The following is a 16,951-nucleotide window of genomic DNA, read 5'->3' on the forward strand; positions in this document are numbered from 1 at the left end:
TCATTCGCGGGCAAGCCTCGCTCCAACAGAAATCAGCGATTATCTTCGTTCAATATCTGACGAATGGCACCCACGAACACCTCAACCGGCTGCCCGCCCGATACTGCATATTGGTCATTGAAGACAATCGTCGGCACCGAGCTGATGCCTCGTGAAACCCACAATTGCTCTTGCTCGCGGACTTCGGCGGCAAATTGATCGCTGCTCAGAATCGCCTCTGCACGCACTCGATCAAGGCCGACTTTCTGCGCAACATCAGCCAACACGCGATGGCTGGACGGATCAGCAAGGTCTGTGAAATAAGCCGCGAACAAGGCTTCCTTCAACGCTTTTTGCTTGCCTTCAAGCTCGGCCCAATGCAGCAGCCGATGGGCGTCAAACGTGTTGTAGATGCGGCGGTCACCCTGAGTGAAAGTGAAGCCTAGCTCGGCCCCACGCTGACGAATATTTTCCCGGTTGGCGGCAAACTGTTCAGGCGTCGAACCGTATTTCTCGAAGATGTGCTCGTTCAGGTCCTGCCCTTCAGCAGGCATGTTCGGGTTCAGCTCAAAAGGCTGGAAATGAATCTGTGCGCGCACTTCATCGCCCAGCTCAGCCAGAGCGTCGTTCAAGGCTCTCAGGCCGACCACGCACCAGGGGCAGGACACATCGGAAACGAAATCGATTTTTAGCGGAGTGCTCATGGCAGGCTCTCTCTGGATAAAGAAAGCCACCACGATACGCCTAAGTCCGGGCGCAGTTCAAAGCTGAGCCATGTTGCGACCGTCGTCGTGCTGCGCTCGCAAGTAAGGCAACACGGCTGCCAGCAATGGCGCTTTGAAGGCCTCCTGAAAGCGGTGCGCCAAACCCGGAATCAACCGCAACTGGCTGCCGCGAATGTGCGCAGCAACGTGCACACCGTGCATGACCGGCAATAGCGGGTCGGCGGTGCCGTGCACCACCAGCACCGGCAGACGAAGACGGTCGAGCAATTCCACCCGGCTCGGCTCGGCCAGAATCGCCAGTATCTGGCGCTTTACGCCTTCAGGGTTGAAGGCCCGGTCGTAGGACGCAGCAGCTTGCTGCAACAGCATGGCGCGATCATCTTTGACTTCCGGGCTGCCCAGCGCCGCGAGCAAATCAGCCTGTTGCTCCAGCGCAGCTTCGCGATTAGGTGCACCACGTTTGGCCAGCAACTGCAGCAACGCGGGATTGGGCATCGGTAACCCCTGAGCTCCGGAGCTGGTCATGATCAGGGTCAGGCTCTCGACACGCTGCGGTGCGAGATCCGCCAGATGCTGCGCAATCATGCCGCCCATGCTCGCGCCTAATACATGAAACTGGCGAATCTGCAGGGCATCCATCAGCCCCAGCGCATCGTCAGCCATGTCGGTCAATGAATACGGTGCAGACACTTGCAAGCCCAGCTTGTAGCGCAGCACTTCATAGGCGAGGTTGGCGTTGGCTGGCGGAGCGTTCCAGGTCGACAGACCGACATCACGATTGTCATAGCGAATGACCCGATAACCCTGCTGACACAGAGCAGCCACGACTTCGTCAGGCCAGTGAATCAACTGACCACCCAGCCCCATGACCAGCAGCAACGCTGGGTCGGATTCGCTGCCGATACTCTGATAGGCGAGCCGCACTTCTTTGAGCGCGGCTATCTGCACAGGAACATTGACATCACATTTGGAGGCCGCAAAAGACGGCAAGCCGCACAAAAGTGCGGCCAGAAAAAGAAGAACGCGCATTAAGAAACACCGACAAACAGATCCCCAGTAGGCAGCGAGTGTGATGAAGTTTTGCAAAGCGCGCTGCCACAGTTACGTGACAGTTTGATGAAGGGGGCTGAGCGGTCGTTTTCTAATTGAAGGCACCTGCGGAGATTTCTATATTGGCCCGCAGGCTCGCACCGCCTTTGACCTTGTAGGACCGGCTTTAGCCGGGAGAGCGGTGCTTATGGCAGAGGAGATTTAGCGAGCTCCCTGACGCCCTCCCGGCTGAAGCCGGTCCTACGGACCCAATGGACCAGCAGGACCATCAAAAACTCAGGCCAACTGGCTGCGCAGTTTCCGCGCTGCGGCCACCATGTTCACCAATGCCGCCTCGGTTTCGGGCCAGGCACGGGTTTTCAGGCCGCAATCCGGGTTGACCCATAAGCGCTCGGCAGGCACATGCTGCACGGCCTTGCTCATCAGTCGCACCATCTCATCCGTACCCGGCACGCGTGGCGAGTGAATGTCGTAAACACCGGGACCAATGTCATTCGGGTAGTCGAACGCTTTGAAAGCCTCCAGCAACTCCATGTCCGAGCGCGAGGTTTCGATAGTGATCACGTCGGCATCCATCGCCGCGATGGACTCGATCACGTCGTTGAATTCGCTGTAGCACATATGGGTGTGAATCTGCGTTTCGTCCCGCACACCGCTGGCACACAAGCGAAACGCTTCCACGGCCCAATCCAGATATTCCTGCCATTGCGCCCGGCGCAGCGGCAAGCCTTCGCGGAAGGCGGCTTCGTCGATCTGCACGATCTTGATTCCGGCCGCTTCCAGGTCCACCACTTCATCACGAATCGCCAATGCCAGCTGTTGCGCCTGCACTTTGCGGGACACGTCTTCCCGTGGGAACGACCACATCAACATAGTCACCGGCCCCGTCAGCATGCCCTTCATCAGCTTGTCGGTCAGGCTTTGTGCATAGCTGATCCAGTCCACAGTCATGGCCTGCGGGCGGCTCAGGTCGCCAAAAATCACCGCCGGTTTTACGCAGCGCGAACCGTAACTCTGCACCCAGCCAAAGCGGGTAAACGCATAACCGTCCAGTTGCTCGGCGAAGTACTCGACCATGTCGTTGCGTTCGGCCTCGCCGTGCACCAATACGTCCAGCCCCAGGCGTTCCTGAATCTGCACGGCATGGCGAATCTCGTGACGCATGGCATCGTGGTAGTCATTGGCCGACAGCTTGCCCTGCTTGAACGACTGACGCGCCAGACGAATCGACGCAGTCTGCGGGAATGAGCCAATAGTCGTCGTCGGAAACGCAGGCAAATCCAGACGCTGGCGTTGCTGCTCGATACGTTCGGCGAAAGCAGATTGGCGCTGGCTGTCCTGCGCTGTGATCGCAGCGATACGTGCCTGGACCTGCGGCTTGTGAATACGCGACGACTGCACGCGGCTGGTTTGCACCGCGCGGCTTTCGGCCAACGCGGCTTCTACACCGGCGGGATCATTCAAAGCATTGGTGAGCAGCGAAATTTCACCACACTTCTGCACGGCGAACGCCAGCCAGCTCTTGAGTTCGACATCGAGCTTGTCTTCACGACCCAGATCAACCGGGCTGTGCAACAAGGAGCAAGAACCGGCTACCCAGATATTGTCGCCAAAACGCTGCTGCGCTTCACGCAACTGATCCAGTGCTTGCTCGAGATCACAGCGCCAGACATTTCGCCCGTTGACCACCCCCAGCGACAGCACTTTATAGGTCGGCAAGCGATCCAGCACCGCCGCCAGTTGGTCCGGCGCACGTACCACGTCGATGTGCAGACCGTCCACCGGTAACGAAGCCGCCAGCCCGAGATTGTCCTCCAGCCCACTGAAGTAAGTCGCGATGAGCTTTTTCAGCGGCGAATATTGCAGGCTGTGATAAGCGCGCTCGAAGGCATTTTTCCAGTCCTGAGGCAGGTCCAGTGTGAGGATAGGCTCATCGATCTGCACCCACTCCACACCCTGCCCGGCCAGACGACCGAGGATTTCGCCGTACACCGGAAGCAGGCGCTCCAGCAGATCGAGCTTGTCGAAACTGTCACCCTTGGCCTTGCCCAGCCACAGGTAAGTCAACGGGCCGATGATTACCGGCTTGACCTTGTGACCCAGAGCGTGGGCTTCATCCACTTCTTCGAACAACTGCTCCCAGCTCAACTGGAAGCGCTGATCCTGGGTAAATTCCGGGACCAGATAGTGGTAGTTGGTGTCGAACCACTTGGTCAGTTCTTGAGCATATTGCTGCTGGCCATACCCCTGACCATGACCATGAGCACCGCAGCAGCTTTCAGCACCACGGGCCATGGCGAACAAGGTGTCCAGTGTCGGCAAACCACGAAAATCCCGGGTATCAGCAAAGCGCTCAGGCACCACACCGAATGCCAACGAGTGGCCCAGCACCTGGTCGTACCAAGCGAAATCGCCCACGGGCAGCAGTTCGATACCCGCATCTTTTTGCAGTTGCCAATGGGTGGCCCGAAGCTCCCGGCCTACTGTGCGCAAACCGTACTGATCGATATCGCCTTTCCAGTACGCTTCCAGCGCTTTTTTAAGTTCACGGTCAGCGCCGATGCGCGGGAAACCAAGATTGTGGGCCAAGGCCATGATGAAGCTCCTGTCGAAATATGACGCTATTGTCGACAGCCGGACCAACGTGAGACAAACTCATTGTTTTCGTGTTGATCACAAAATTCATTCATGGAGCGCAGAGATGTCTGCGAGACGAGATGCTTGAGATACGCCATCTGAAAACCCTGCATGCCTTGCGCGAGGCCGATAGCCTTGTGGAAGCCGCCGAGCGCCTGCATCTGACGCAATCAGCGCTGTCCCACCAGTTCAAGGAACTGGAAGAGCGAATGGGGATGCAGTTGTTTGTGCGTAAAACCAAACCCGTACGCTTTACCAGCGCCGGGTTGCGCCTGCTGCAATTGGCGGACTCGGTGCTGCCACAATTGCGTGGCGCAGAGCGAGACATTGCCCGACTGGCGGGCGGCACCGCGGGGCGTTTGCACATGGCGATCGAGTGTCACAGCTGTTTTCAGTGGCTGATGCCAACCATCGACCAGTTCCGCGACGCCTGGCCGGAAGTCGAACTGGACCTGGCCTCCGGCTTTGCCTTCGCACCCTTGCCTGCTCTGGCCCGCGGCGATCTGGACCTGGTGGTGACGTCCGATCCGCTGGAACTGGTGGGCATCACCTACGTGCCGTTGTTTACCTACGAGGCCATGTTGGCGGTTGCCAATCAGCACCCATTGGCGAGCAAGCCGTACATCGTGCCCGAAGACCTGATCAAGGAAACCCTGATCACTTACCCGGTGGAACGAGACCGGCTGGATATCTTCACGCGCTTCCTTGAACCGGCCGACATCGAGCCGGCGCAGGTGCGAACGTCGGAGCTGACCGTGATGATGATGCAACTGGTCGCCAGCGGCCGTGGCGTCTGTGGCATGCCCCACTGGGCATTGCATGAATACAGCTCACGAGGCTATGTGAAGGGCAAACGCCTGGGCGAAAAAGGTTTGTTCGCTACACTCTATGCCGGAGTGCGAACCGACATGCTGGACGCGCCCTACATGCGCGACTTCCTGCTCACTGCCAAAGACACGTCGTTCTCGACACTGGATGGAGTGAGTGCGGTTAGGTGATGGTGATTGACCCGTTGGAGCGAGGCTTGCCCGCGAACCTGTCAACTCGGTTAGGCGGGTGTACCGCGTTATCGTTCTTCGAGGGCGAGCCTCGCTCCAAAAGATGAAGTGAGTCCTGCGCTAAATCGTATCGATTTCAATACACCGTAACGATTTCAATACGAAATCCGCATATCCCCAGCCGCCAAGGCTTTGATCCACCGAGAATTTGTAACCTGATACATGCTGTATCGATTTCGCTACAGAGCGTTCCAAAGCCGCTCCTTGAAAAGCCAACAACCAATTGATTTATAAAGAAAATAAATTATTGGCCGCATATTTGCTAAGTGATTGTCATCAATGCTAGCGCCTGCCGCGAGCACCAAGTCACCTTAGGAGTATCTATGAGCGAGTTGCGATTCACCGTCGATCACGAATGGCTGCGGGCCGAAGCCGATGGCAGTGTCACGGTAGGCATCACGCCTTACGCGCAAGAATCTCTGGGTGATGTGGTTTACGTGCAACTTCCTGAGCTGCAGACCTACGCCAAAGACGCCGAAGCTTCGGTCGTCGAATCAGTGAAAGCAGCCAGCAGCATCAACATGCCGCTCGATGGCGAAGTGGTTGAAGTCAACCAGGCCCTCGACGCCACCCCGGAACTGGTCAATGAAGACGCCTTGGGCGCCGGCTGGTTCTTCCGCTTCATTCCCCAAGACGCCAGCGCTATCGATAGCCTGCTTGATCAGGACGCCTACGACCGCCTGATCAAAGCCAACGCCGAAGCCTGAGGAGCAGACCATGACTGACCGTATTCAATTGAACACCGCCAACGAGTTCATCGCCCGTCACATCGGCCCACGCGCCGCTGACGAGCAGGCCATGCTGCAAACCCTGGGCTATGATTCGCTGGAAGCCCTGAGCGCCAGCGTCATCCCGGAAAGCATCAAAGGCACCAGCGTTCTGGGCATGCAGCCAGGCCTGAGCGAAGCAGACGCACTGGCGTCGATCAAAGCCATCGCCAGCAAGAACCAACTGTTCAAGACCTACATCGGTCAGGGTTACTACAACACCCACACGCCTGCGCCGATCCTGCGCAACCTGCTGGAAAACCCGGCCTGGTACACCGCCTACACGCCTTATCAGCCAGAAATTTCCCAAGGCCGTCTGGAATCGCTGCTGAACTTCCAGACCCTGATCAGCGACCTGACAGGCCTGCCAATCGCCAACGCTTCGCTGCTCGATGAAGCCACCGCCGCTGCCGAAGCCATGACCTTCTGCAAACGCCTGAGCAAGAACAAGAGCAGCCACCAGTTCTTCGCTTCCAGCCACTGCCATCCGCAAACCCTCGACGTGCTGCGCACTCGCGCCGAGCCACTGGGCATCACCGTCGTAGTGGCTGATGAAGCAGAGCTGACCGACGTCAGCCCGTTCTTCGGCGCCCTGTTGCAATACCCTGCCAGCAACGGCGACCTGTTCGACTACCGCGAACTGGTTGAACGCTTCCATGCTGCCAACGCTCTGGTGGCCGTCGCGGCAGACCTGCTGGCCCTGACCCTGCTGACGCCGCCCGGCGAGTTCGGTGCAGACGTGGCTATCGGCAGCGCCCAGCGTTTTGGCGTGCCACTGGGTTTCGGCGGTCCGCATGCTGCTTACTTCTCGACTAAAGATGCGTACAAGCGCGACATGCCTGGCCGTCTGGTCGGTGTTTCCGTGGACCGTCACGGCAAGCAGGCCTTGCGTCTGGCCATGCAGACCCGCGAGCAACATATCCGCCGCGAGAAAGCCACCAGCAACATCTGCACCGCCCAAGTGCTGCTGGCCAACATCGCCAGCATGTACGCCGTTTATCACGGCCCACGCGGCCTGACGCAAATCGCCAACCGCGTGCATCACCTGACTGCAATCTTCGCCAAGGGCTTGAGCCAGCTGGGCCTGAACGTCGAGCAGCAATACTTCTTCGACAGCGTGACTGTGAACACCGGCGCCGATACCACAGCGCTGCATGCCAAAGCACGCGCCCAGCAGATCAACCTGCGGGAAATCGACGCTCAGCGTCTTGGCCTGTCGCTGGACGAAACCACCTCGCAAGCATCGGTCGAAGACCTGTGGGCGATCTTTGCCGGTGACGGGCAAACCCTGCCGGACTTCGCAGCACTGGAGCAAAGTGTTGAAGCTCGCCTGCCGCAAGCACTGTTGCGCGAGTCGGCCATCCTCAGCCACCCGGTGTTCAACCGCTACCACTCTGAAACCGAGTTGATGCGCTACCTGCGCAAACTGGCCGACAAGGACCTGGCGCTGGATCGCACCATGATCCCGCTGGGCTCGTGCACCATGAAGCTCAACGCAGCCAGCGAAATGATCCCGGTGACCTGGGCTGAGTTCGGCAACCTGCACCCGTTTGCACCTGCGGACCAAAGCGCTGGCTACCAGCAACTGACCGACGAACTGGAAGCGATGCTTTGCGCAGCCACCGGTTACGACTCGATCTCGCTGCAGCCTAACGCGGGCTCTCAAGGTGAATACGCCGGTCTGCTGGCGATCCGTGCCTATCACCAGAGCCGTGGCGACGAGCGCCGCGACATCTGCCTGATCCCGCAATCTGCTCACGGCACCAACCCTGCCACCGCCAACATGGCTGGCATGCGCGTTGTCGTGACAGCGTGCGATGCCCGTGGCAACGTCGACATCGAAGACCTGCGCGCCAAGGCCATCGAGCACCGCGATCATCTGGCCGCGATCATGATCACCTACCCGTCGACTCACGGCGTGTTTGAAGAAGGCATCCGCGAGATCTGCGCCATCGTTCACGATAACGGCGGCCAGGTTTACATCGACGGCGCCAACATGAACGCCATGGTTGGCCTCTGCGCACCGGGCAAGTTCGGCGGCGACGTTTCCCACCTGAACCTGCACAAAACCTTCTGCATCCCTCACGGCGGTGGCGGCCCGGGCGTTGGCCCGATTGGCGTCAAGTCGCACCTGACCCCGTTCCTGCCGGGCCACGCGACCATGGCCCGCAAGGAAGGCGCAGTCTGCGCAGCACCGTTCGGCAGCGCGAGCATCCTGCCAATCACCTGGATGTACATCAGCATGATGGGCGGCGAAGGCCTGAAACGCGCCTCGCAACTGGCGATCCTCAACGCCAACTACATTTCTCGCCGCCTTGAAGAACACTACCCGGTGCTCTACACCGGCAGCAGCGGTCTGGTGGCTCACGAATGCATCCTCGACCTGCGTCCGCTGAAGGAAACCAGCGGCATCAGCGTTGATGACGTCGCCAAGCGCCTGATCGACTTTGGCTTCCACGCACCGACCATGTCGTTCCCGGTGGCTGGCACCTTGATGATCGAGCCGACCGAAAGTGAATCCAGAGAAGAGCTGGACCGCTTCTGCGACGCCATGATCAAGATCCGCGAAGAGATCCGCGCAGTGGAAAGCGGCGTACTGGACAAGGAAGACAACCCGCTGAAAAACGCCCCGCACACCGCGGCAGAAATCGTCGGCGAATGGACCCATCCTTACAGCCGCGAGCAAGCGGTGTATCCAGTTGAGTCCTTGATCGATGGCAAATACTGGCCACCGGTTGGCCGCGTCGACAACGTGTTTGGCGACCGCAACCTGATCTGTGCCTGCCCGTCCATCGAGAGCTATCAAGAGGCGTGATTCTCTAATTGAATCTCGCGACCCGTAGGACCGGCTTTAGCCGGGAGCGCTTCTCTCGCGGCTAAAGCCGCTCCTACGGATTCCACACGCCCTCGGCATCGGCCCCCTCTTCAAGGAATCGATCATGACCACCGAACAACTCCTCACCACCCCGCTCCACGCCCTGCACCGTGAACTGGGTGCCAAAATGGTGCCTTTCGCGGGCTACGACATGCCGGTGCAATACCCGGCTGGCGTGATGAAAGAACACCTGCACACCCGGGAAAAAGCCGGGTTGTTTGATGTGTCGCACATGGGCCAGATTCGCCTGAGCGGTGCCGATGCCGCCAAGGCACTGGAAGCTCTGGTGCCGGTGGACATCATCGGCCTGCCCGTCGGCATGCAGCGTTACGCAATGTTCACCAACAACACCGGCGGCATCCTTGACGATCTGATGGTCGCCAATCTCGGCAATGACCAACTGATGCTGGTGGTCAACGCTGCCTGCAAGAACGACGACCTTGCCCACCTGCAGAAACATCTGGGTGAGCATTGTGAAATCCAGCCCCTGTTTGAAGAGCGCGCCCTGCTCGCCCTTCAGGGTCCGCAGGCAGTAACCGTGCTGGCGCGTCTGGCACCGGAAGTCGCAAAAATGACCTTCATGCAGTTCGCCAGCGTGCAGTTGCTGGGCGTGGACTGCTACGTCAGCCGCTCGGGCTACACTGGCGAAGACGGCTACGAGATTTCTGTACCGGCCGATCAGGCTGAAACCCTGGCCCGGCGCTTGCTGGATGAACCGGAAGTGGCCCCGATTGGCCTGGGTGCGCGCGACTCGCTGCGTCTGGAAGCAGGCTTGTGCCTTTACGGCCACGACATGAACACCGAGACAACCCCCATTGAAGCCAGCCTGCTGTGGGCTATTTCCAAAGTTCGCCGCGCTGATGGCGCTCGTGCCGGCGGCTTCCCCGGTGCCGAGCAGATCTTTGCTCAACAACAGACCGCCCCAGCCCGCAAACGCGTTGGCCTGTTGCCACAGGAACGCACGCCTGTGCGCGAAGGCACAGATATTGTCGATGCCCACGGCAACTCGATTGGCACCGTATGCAGCGGCGGCTTCGGCCCCAGCCTTGGCGGTCCTTTGGCGATGGGTTATTTGAACAGCGCGTTTACCGCACTGGACACTCAAGTCTGGGCGGTAGTGCGCGGCAAGCAAGTACCGATGCTGGTCAGCAAAATGCCTTTCGTTGCACAACGCTACTATCGCGGGTAAGTGACAGTCGCGGCTGAATGAACGGCAGCGGCTGATTAACGGCGTCAAAAAAATACGGCGGCTAACGCCTATATCAGCCGCTTGTATTACACGCACTAAACAGCAGCGTAATAGCCAAAACAGCGCACTCGAAGAGTGCGCCTAACAGTAAAAAACTATCGATTCCTGATAACTGGTAAATATTTTAAAACGCCGCGAAACCGCCTGAATCCGGGCACCAGACAGGGGCTTGTGTTTGTAATAAGAGTTAGCGTAGAGTTTCTCAACTGTGTTTGCATGGGTCGCTGAATCGGGACCTGGGCAGTAGCGCCAAGTTTGCTACAACCCGCTCTACGCTTCTTAATTCCTGCAACCAGCCCAGTACTCTTTCATGTGAAAGAGGCTGTCATCAATTCAAGTTCCAGGGAATAAGAAAATGGCTGAACGTCAGAGCGGTACCGTCAAGTGGTTTAACGACGAGAAAGGTTTTGGTTTTATCACTCCAGAAAGCGGTCCGGATCTGTTTGTGCACTTCCGCGCTATTCAGGGCAACGGCTTCAAGAGCCTGAAAGAAGGTCAGAAAGTGACTTTCGTTGCGGTGCAAGGCCAGAAAGGTATGCAGGCTGACGAAGTTCAAGCCGAAGCGTAAGCCTTGGAACATGAAAAGCCCCCTGGTATTGATATCAGGGGGCTTTTTTGTGGGCGCGAGTCAGTAACATGCACGCTTTCGATGATTGAGAACCGCTGCCATGTCCCGACACCTGCTTAGCCCGCAAGGTGACTTCCCGCCCGCGAGCCTGGGCCGTCGCCTTGCTGCGATTTTCTACGACGCGCTGCTGTGCTTTGCTCTGCTGCTGGTCACAGCCTTTATCTACAAGCTGGTGTTGATGGCGTTCATTGGCGAGGCCCGACTGAAGGCGCTGTCGGAATCGGGCTCGCTGGACGGCGACCCATTCCTGTCTACGATTTTGCTGCTGGTGATATTTGGTTTCTTCGCGAAATTCTGGACTCACTCAGGGCAAACGCTGGGCATGCAGGTGTGGGGCATCCGCGTGCAGAACGCCGATGGCAGCGGAATCAGTCTGCTGCAAGCGCTGCTGCGCTTCATGGTGTCCATTGCATCGTGGCTGTGTTTAGGGCTGGGGTTTATCTGGGCGTTGTTTGATAAGCGGAATCGTAGCTGGCATGACCTGTATTCCAATAGCCAGTTGGTGCGGGTGCCGAAGAAGCGGTAGAACAGCTCATCTTTGCGGGTGGGTGGTGCCATTAGATCCTACAGCCGGATCGCGATCCGGTAGGAGGCAACTTGTTGGCGAACGGGGCTGACGCGTTTATTCAGGCACACCGCCTCGCGAACAAGTTCGCTCCTACCGGATCGCGCGGTTATGTAGGAGCGCGCTTGCCCGCGATAGCTGTAGTAAGTTCGCCACGGTACTTAACTGCACACACAAAAAAGCCGACACGAAGTCGGCTTTTTCACAGCTGCGAACCTTACCCGGCCCTGCGCAACAACAGCACCCCGGCCAATGCACAGACACCCGCAGGCACCAGCACTGCAAATAACGGCGAGAAGCCGAACACAAGGCTCGATGGCCCCAGCAGGTCCTGCACGATGCGGAAGGTGAACCCCACCAGCACGCCGGTAAACACCCGCTGGCCCAGCGTCACGGAGCGCAGCGGACCGAAGATGAAGGAAATCGCCATCAACACCAGCGCGACGGTTACCAGCGGCTGCAGAACCTTGGTCCAGAACGCCAGCCAGTAACGGCCATTGCTCAGGCCTTGATCGGCCAGGTAGTGCGCGTATTGCCACAAACCGGTGATCGACAGCGAGTCGGGCGGCATGACGACCGTGCTGAGCAACTGCGGACTCAGCGCAACGTCCCAACGCTCGTCAGCGGTCTTGATCACCTCGGTGCTGCCATCGCGGAAGAAGGTGGTGGAGATGTCGTTCAGCGACCAGTGATCTTCGTTGAACTTGGCCTGTCTGGCGAAGCTGGCGCTGAGCATGTGACGCTCATTGTCGAAACGATACCGTGTCACGCCGTACAGGATGCCGTTAGGTTGCACTGAGTTGATGTGAATGAACTCATCGCCCTGACGGTGCCACATACCGTGGCGTGCACTTTGCGCATCACCACTGCCCTGCGCCAGAGAACGGTTGGCCTGAGCCTGGTTCTCGGCTGCGGGAGCTACGTATTCGCCGATCAGTACACCGGCAATCATCAGCACCAGCATTGGTTTCATGACCGCCCAGACGATACGGCCGATAGACACGCCAGCGGCACGCATGATCGTAAGTTCGCTGCTGCTGGCCAGGCTGCCCAGGCCGATCAGGCAGCCAATCAGCGCCGCCATTGGCAGCATTTCATACACACGCCGTGGCGCAGTCATCAATACGAAGCTGCTGGCATCCAGCAAGGTGTAGCTGTCGCTGATGTCACCCATTTCATCGATAAAGGCGAACAACGACGCCAGACCGAGAATGATCCCGAGAACCGCCAGGATGGCAACGAAAACGCTTTTGCCAATGTAACGATCGAGCTTAACCATGAGCCACCTCCGACGCGCTGCGGCGACTCGCCATCTTCAAGCGCAGCGGCTCCCAGTACAAAAGCCCAAGGCCGATCAACAGAAACAGCACATGCACCCACCAGATTCCCAGCGCCATTGGCAGCTTGCCTTTCTCCAGTGCACCGCGCACCGCGATCAGCATGGTCAGGTAAGCCATATAGAGAAGGATTGCAGGCAGCAGCTTCAGATAACGACCCTGACGCGGGTTGACGCGGGACAGCGGCACTGCCATCAAGGTCACGATGAACACCAGAATCGGCAGCGAGATACGCCACTGCAGTTCAGCTTTATTGCGCAAGACATCGCTGCCGAACAGGTCGGAGGTCGGAATGGCTTCGCGGTCAGTGATCTCGTCGCTGATGTCCGGCTTGGGCAGCATCGCGCCATAAGTGTCGTACTTGATCGCCCGATAATTGGCCTCACCCGGATTGCCGTCATAGCGATAGCCGTTCTCCAGGATCAGGAAGCGGTTGCCGTCCGGCTTGATCTCCTGGTGGCCTTTTTCTGCCACCAGAACGGTGATCCCGCGGTCCTTGCTCTTGTCGGAGGAGACGCGCTTTTCCGAAATGAACACGCCGCCCAGATTCGAACGGTCTTCGGAAAGCTCTTGGGTATAAGTGACGCGAGTGCCATCGCGCAGCGCCTGGAAGCGGCCTGGCACCAACGTATCGAACTCGGTCATCGCGTCCTGCTTGTTGATGAGCAGGGAAAACTGCGTAGCGCCTTGCGGTGCCAGGCTGAAACTCAGCCAGGCAACCAGCAGCGCCACCACGGTCGCTGGTGCCATGGTCATCCACAGCAAACGCTGCTGGCTCATGCCGGTCGCGGCAAGAACAGTCATTTCGCTTTCAAGGTAAAGCCGACCGTAAGCCAGCAGAATCCCCAGAAACAGACCCAGCGGCAGGATCAGTTGCAGGAAGCCGGGCATACGAAAGCCCATGATCATGAACAGTACGCCCGGATCCAGTGCCCCGGACGCAGCCTGCGCGAGGTACTTGATGAAGCGTCCGCTCATGATGATTACCAACAACACGGCGCTCACAGCGCTCAGGGTAACCAGCACTTCTCGGGACAGATAACGAAAGACGATCAAACCAGACACTCCAGGGTCGCCAGGCTCAGGCAGCCAGACAAGAAAAGGTACTAGCAGTGGCGGCAGATTCAACACAGGTCTGCCAAAAAATATGCGGCATTATCCTGTGAATGAGGTCCTCTGTCACTGCGTGCTCCGGATAGTTCTCTCGGAAACGTCCTGCACAGAGCCACATTCACATGTTTTCCGGGGTTGTCAGCGATCCCGTGGCGGGGTCAAACTGCGGGCCTTGTCGTTGGCATGTTGATGCGAAACACCCGCTCCCTGCCGCGCACGTCATTCATTTCGCGATAGCTCATCGTTTATTCGGGGACCCCGACATGGAATTGGTTGTTAAAAGCGTAAGCCCAGAAACCTTGAAAACCGCGACCCTGGTAGTCGCCGTAGGCGAAGGCCGCGCGCTCAGCGACGCTGCAAAAACCGTAGACGCGCTCAGCGGCGGCGCCATCAGTGCAGTGCTCAAACGTGGCGATCTGGCCGGCAAAGTGGCTCAAACCCTGCTCCTGCACAACCTGCCCAATTTGAAAGCCGAGCGCGTTTTGCTGGTCGGCACCGGTAAAGAAGCGGAATTGTCTGACCGTCAATTCAAGAAAGTCATCAGCGCCGTGCTGTCGACTCTTAAAGGTTTGGGCGGCAGCGACGCAGCCATCGCCCTGGATCAGGTCGTCGTCAAAAGCCGGGATACCTACGGCAAGGCACGTCTGCTGGTAGAAACCCTCGCCGACGGCGAATATGTTTTTGATCGTTTCAAGAGCAAGAAAGCCGAAGCCAAAGCGCTGAAAAAGGTCACCTTGCTGACCGACAAGATCAGCGTCGCCGATGTAGAGCGTGCAGCTACTCATGCACAGGCCATCGCCGCTGGCATGGCGTTCACTCGCGATCTGGGCAACATGCCGCCTAACGTCTGCCACCCGGTTTATCTGGGCGAACAGGCCAAGGCGCTGGGTAAAGCACACAAGAACCTCAAGGTTGAAGTTCACGACGAGAAGAAACTCGCCGAACTGGGCATGGGTTCGTTCCTCGCCGTGGCACAGGGCAGCGCTCAGCCGCCACGCCTGATCGTGATGAACTACTCCGGCGGCAAGAAAAGCGAAAAGCCTTTCGTGCTGGTCGGTAAAGGCATCACTTTTGATACCGGCGGCATCAGCATCAAGCCTGCTGCGGGCATGGACGAGATGAAGTTCGACATGTGTGGCGCTGCCAGCGTGTTCGGTACTCTGCGCGCCGTGCTGGAACTGCAACTGCCGATCAATCTGGTGTGCGTCATCGCCGCCGCGGAAAACATGCCGAGCGGCACCGCGACGCGTCCAGGCGATATCGTCACCACCATGAGCGGTCAGACCGTGGAAATTCTCAACACTGACGCCGAAGGCCGTCTGGTGCTGTGTGATGCGTTGACCTACGCCGAACGCTTCAAGCCTCAGGCCGTGATCGACATCGCTACGCTGACCGGCGCTTGCGTCGTGGCATTGGGCGGTCACACATCCGGTCTGCTGGGCAACAACGATGCACTGATCAATCAGTTGCTCGACGCTGGCAAGTTTGCCGACGACCGTGCATGGCAATTGCCGTTGTTCGACGAATATCAGGAGCAACTGGACAGCCCGTTCGCCGACATCGCCAACATTGGTGGCCCGAAAGGCGGCACCATCACCGCAGCCTGCTTCCTGTCGCGCTTCACCAAAACCTATGACTGGGCGCACCTGGACATTGCTGGCACAGCCTGGCTGAGCGGCGGCAAGGACAAGGGCGCCACCGGCCGTCCTGTGCCTTTGTTGACCCAGTACCTGCTCGACCGCGCTGGCGCGTAAGGCAAACGGGGCGTTTGCAGACACGCGGCCCCGGTAGGAGCGAACTTGTTCGCGAGGCGACAGACCTGCAAACGCATTTATTACGCCTCGCGAACAAGTTCGCTCCTACCGGAAACTGCGTTTCATGTGATGTTTGACAAGCGCCCCGCGACCTGGAACCTACATGACACAAGTCGATTTCTACATTCTCCCCAGTCCCGATCCTTCGGCACGTCTGGACTTCGCCTGCAAGCTCACGGAGAAAGCCTGGCGAATGGGCCATCGGATTTACCTGCACTGCAGCGATGCCGCGCAGCGTGAAGACCTGGACGCCAGGCTATGGCGCTTCAAGGGCGAAACTTTTATTCCCCACGGTGACGCTGAAGACGATCAGGTCGCGCCAGTGGTGCTGGGCCTGGGAGAAGACCCGGGGCAACATCAGGATCTGCTGGTCAATCTGGACCTGCGCATCCCCGAATTTTTCAAACGTTTCGCCCGAGTGGCGGAAATAGTGGTGGAAGACCCCGCCATACGACTGGCCGCACGAGAGAGTTTTCGTTTCTATCGTGAACAGGGCTATCCTCTGCAAGATCACCGACTACAGCGGCTTTGAGCACACGATGGATAATTCAAACCCTCTGAAAAACTCCGCCCACTTGCTGGACGACCTCGAGTCGATCCGCCAACTGCTCGGCGATGATTCACAGCAACCGCCCACTCATGGCGAAGGGCAGATCCCTTTGCTGTTCGATGTGGTGGGCGCAAAACCGGCACTGCACCAGGAACTGGATTTCGGCGATGAAGATGAGGCCGATATTCCAACCCTGACACCTGAGCCTGTCGCACAACCCGTCGAAACGCCCGTGACTGCTGCTCCGGCGCAGGCAAGATCCAAAGAAGATGCTCTGTTGCATCTGGACTCGGAGATGCGTGCCGCCGCCCAGTTGATCATGCAGGACGTCATCGACGACTTCGCGCCGCACATCGAGACGGAAATCAAACGCCGTCTTGAAGCGCGGATGGAGCGGTTGCTGAGCCAGTATCAGAATTAACGGAACTCCGTAGGACCGGCTTCAGCCGGGAGGACATTGGTACATTCGCAGCATCTGTTGCGTAAGGAATATCGCCCTCCCGGCTAAAGCCGGTCCTACGAGATCTTTGTCCCTCCTGTGGCTAATCATCGCCCCGCTCTACGCCCAGCCGTTCATCCCCGCTATACTTGTCGGCTTTCCCGA

General features: G+C 58.5%; 14 protein-coding genes. 9 read left to right on the top strand and 5 right to left on the bottom strand.

Going from position 1 to position 16,951, the window contains the following annotated elements; all coding sequences use genetic code 11:
• Positions 1-32: 32 nt before the first annotated feature.
• The 3 genes from AO242_RS22315 to metE form a co-directional block, all read right to left on the bottom strand.
• The gene (locus tag AO242_RS22315; RefSeq protein WP_099270396.1) at positions 33-683 is read right to left on the bottom strand and encodes a DsbA family oxidoreductase; all 651 of its coding nucleotides are present in this window, start codon (positions 681-683) and stop codon (positions 33-35) included.
• Between the two features lie 57 nt (positions 684-740).
• A complete protein-coding gene (locus AO242_RS22320) occupies positions 741-1,733 on the bottom strand; it encodes an alpha/beta fold hydrolase (RefSeq protein ID WP_099270397.1) in 993 nt (330 codons plus the stop codon).
• A 297-nt stretch (positions 1,734-2,030) separates the two neighbouring features.
• The gene (metE, locus tag AO242_RS22325; protein ID WP_099270398.1) at positions 2,031-4,349 is read right to left on the bottom strand and encodes a 5-methyltetrahydropteroyltriglutamate--homocysteine S-methyltransferase; all 2,319 of its coding nucleotides are present in this window, start codon (positions 4,347-4,349) and stop codon (positions 2,031-2,033) included.
• A 122-nt stretch (positions 4,350-4,471) separates the two neighbouring features.
• Between metE and metR the strand changes: the two genes are divergently transcribed.
• From metR to AO242_RS22360, 6 genes are all read left to right on the top strand, one after another.
• On the top strand, positions 4,472-5,389 hold the full coding sequence (metR, locus tag AO242_RS22330) for a transcriptional regulator MetR (RefSeq protein WP_027900780.1): 918 nt from the start codon (positions 4,472-4,474) through the stop codon (positions 5,387-5,389).
• Positions 5,390-5,772: 383 nt separating this feature from the next.
• On the top strand, positions 5,773-6,156 hold the full coding sequence (gcvH, locus tag AO242_RS22340) for a glycine cleavage system protein GcvH (protein ID WP_095101330.1): 384 nt from the start codon (positions 5,773-5,775) through the stop codon (positions 6,154-6,156).
• Between the two features lie 10 nt (positions 6,157-6,166).
• On the top strand, positions 6,167-9,031 hold the full coding sequence (gcvP, locus tag AO242_RS22345; RefSeq protein WP_099270399.1) for an aminomethyl-transferring glycine dehydrogenase: 2,865 nt from the start codon (positions 6,167-6,169) through the stop codon (positions 9,029-9,031).
• Between the two features lie 124 nt (positions 9,032-9,155).
• Entirely contained in the window at positions 9,156-10,280 is a 1,125-nt protein-coding gene (gene gcvT, locus AO242_RS22350) for a glycine cleavage system aminomethyltransferase GcvT (protein WP_099270400.1), read from the top strand.
• Positions 10,281-10,695: 415 nt separating this feature from the next.
• A complete protein-coding gene (locus tag AO242_RS22355) occupies positions 10,696-10,908 on the top strand; it encodes a cold-shock protein (protein WP_027902257.1) in 213 nt (70 codons plus the stop codon).
• 100 nt (positions 10,909-11,008) lie between these two features.
• Positions 11,009-11,494: an RDD family protein gene (locus tag AO242_RS22360; protein ID WP_099270401.1), complete on the top strand. Its 486-nt coding sequence runs from the start codon at positions 11,009-11,011 to the stop codon at positions 11,492-11,494.
• Between the two features lie 256 nt (positions 11,495-11,750).
• Here AO242_RS22360 and lptG read toward each other — a convergent pair whose 3' ends face one another.
• Both lptG and lptF read right to left on the bottom strand, forming a co-directional pair.
• Entirely contained in the window at positions 11,751-12,812 is a 1,062-nt protein-coding gene (gene lptG / locus AO242_RS22365) for an LPS export ABC transporter permease LptG (RefSeq protein WP_027902259.1), read from the bottom strand.
• A complete protein-coding gene (lptF, locus tag AO242_RS22370) occupies positions 12,805-13,926 on the bottom strand; it encodes an LPS export ABC transporter permease LptF (protein ID WP_027902260.1) in 1,122 nt (373 codons plus the stop codon). The genes lptG and lptF overlap by 8 nt, the downstream gene beginning before the upstream one ends.
• A 320-nt stretch (positions 13,927-14,246) precedes the next feature.
• On the opposite strand from lptF, the gene AO242_RS22375 reads away from it, so the two are divergent.
• The 3 genes from AO242_RS22375 (at position 14,247) to AO242_RS22385 (ending at position 16,768) form a co-directional block, all read left to right on the top strand.
• On the top strand, positions 14,247-15,737 hold the full coding sequence (locus AO242_RS22375) for a leucyl aminopeptidase (RefSeq protein WP_099270402.1): 1,491 nt from the start codon (positions 14,247-14,249) through the stop codon (positions 15,735-15,737).
• 163 nt (positions 15,738-15,900) lie between these two features.
• Positions 15,901-16,329, top strand: a complete 429-nt coding sequence (locus AO242_RS22380) for a DNA polymerase III subunit chi (protein WP_099270403.1) — start codon at positions 15,901-15,903, stop codon at positions 16,327-16,329.
• Between the two features lie 7 nt (positions 16,330-16,336).
• Positions 16,337-16,768: a DNA polymerase III subunit chi gene (locus tag AO242_RS22385; protein ID WP_099270404.1), complete on the top strand. Its 432-nt coding sequence runs from the start codon at positions 16,337-16,339 to the stop codon at positions 16,766-16,768.
• Positions 16,769-16,951 lie beyond the last annotated feature (183 nt).

Origin of the sequence: Pseudomonas sp. ICMP 561 (assembly GCF_002699985.1) — a bacterium.
GTDB classification, from domain to species: domain Bacteria; phylum Pseudomonadota; class Gammaproteobacteria; order Pseudomonadales; family Pseudomonadaceae; genus Aquipseudomonas; species Aquipseudomonas quasicaspiana.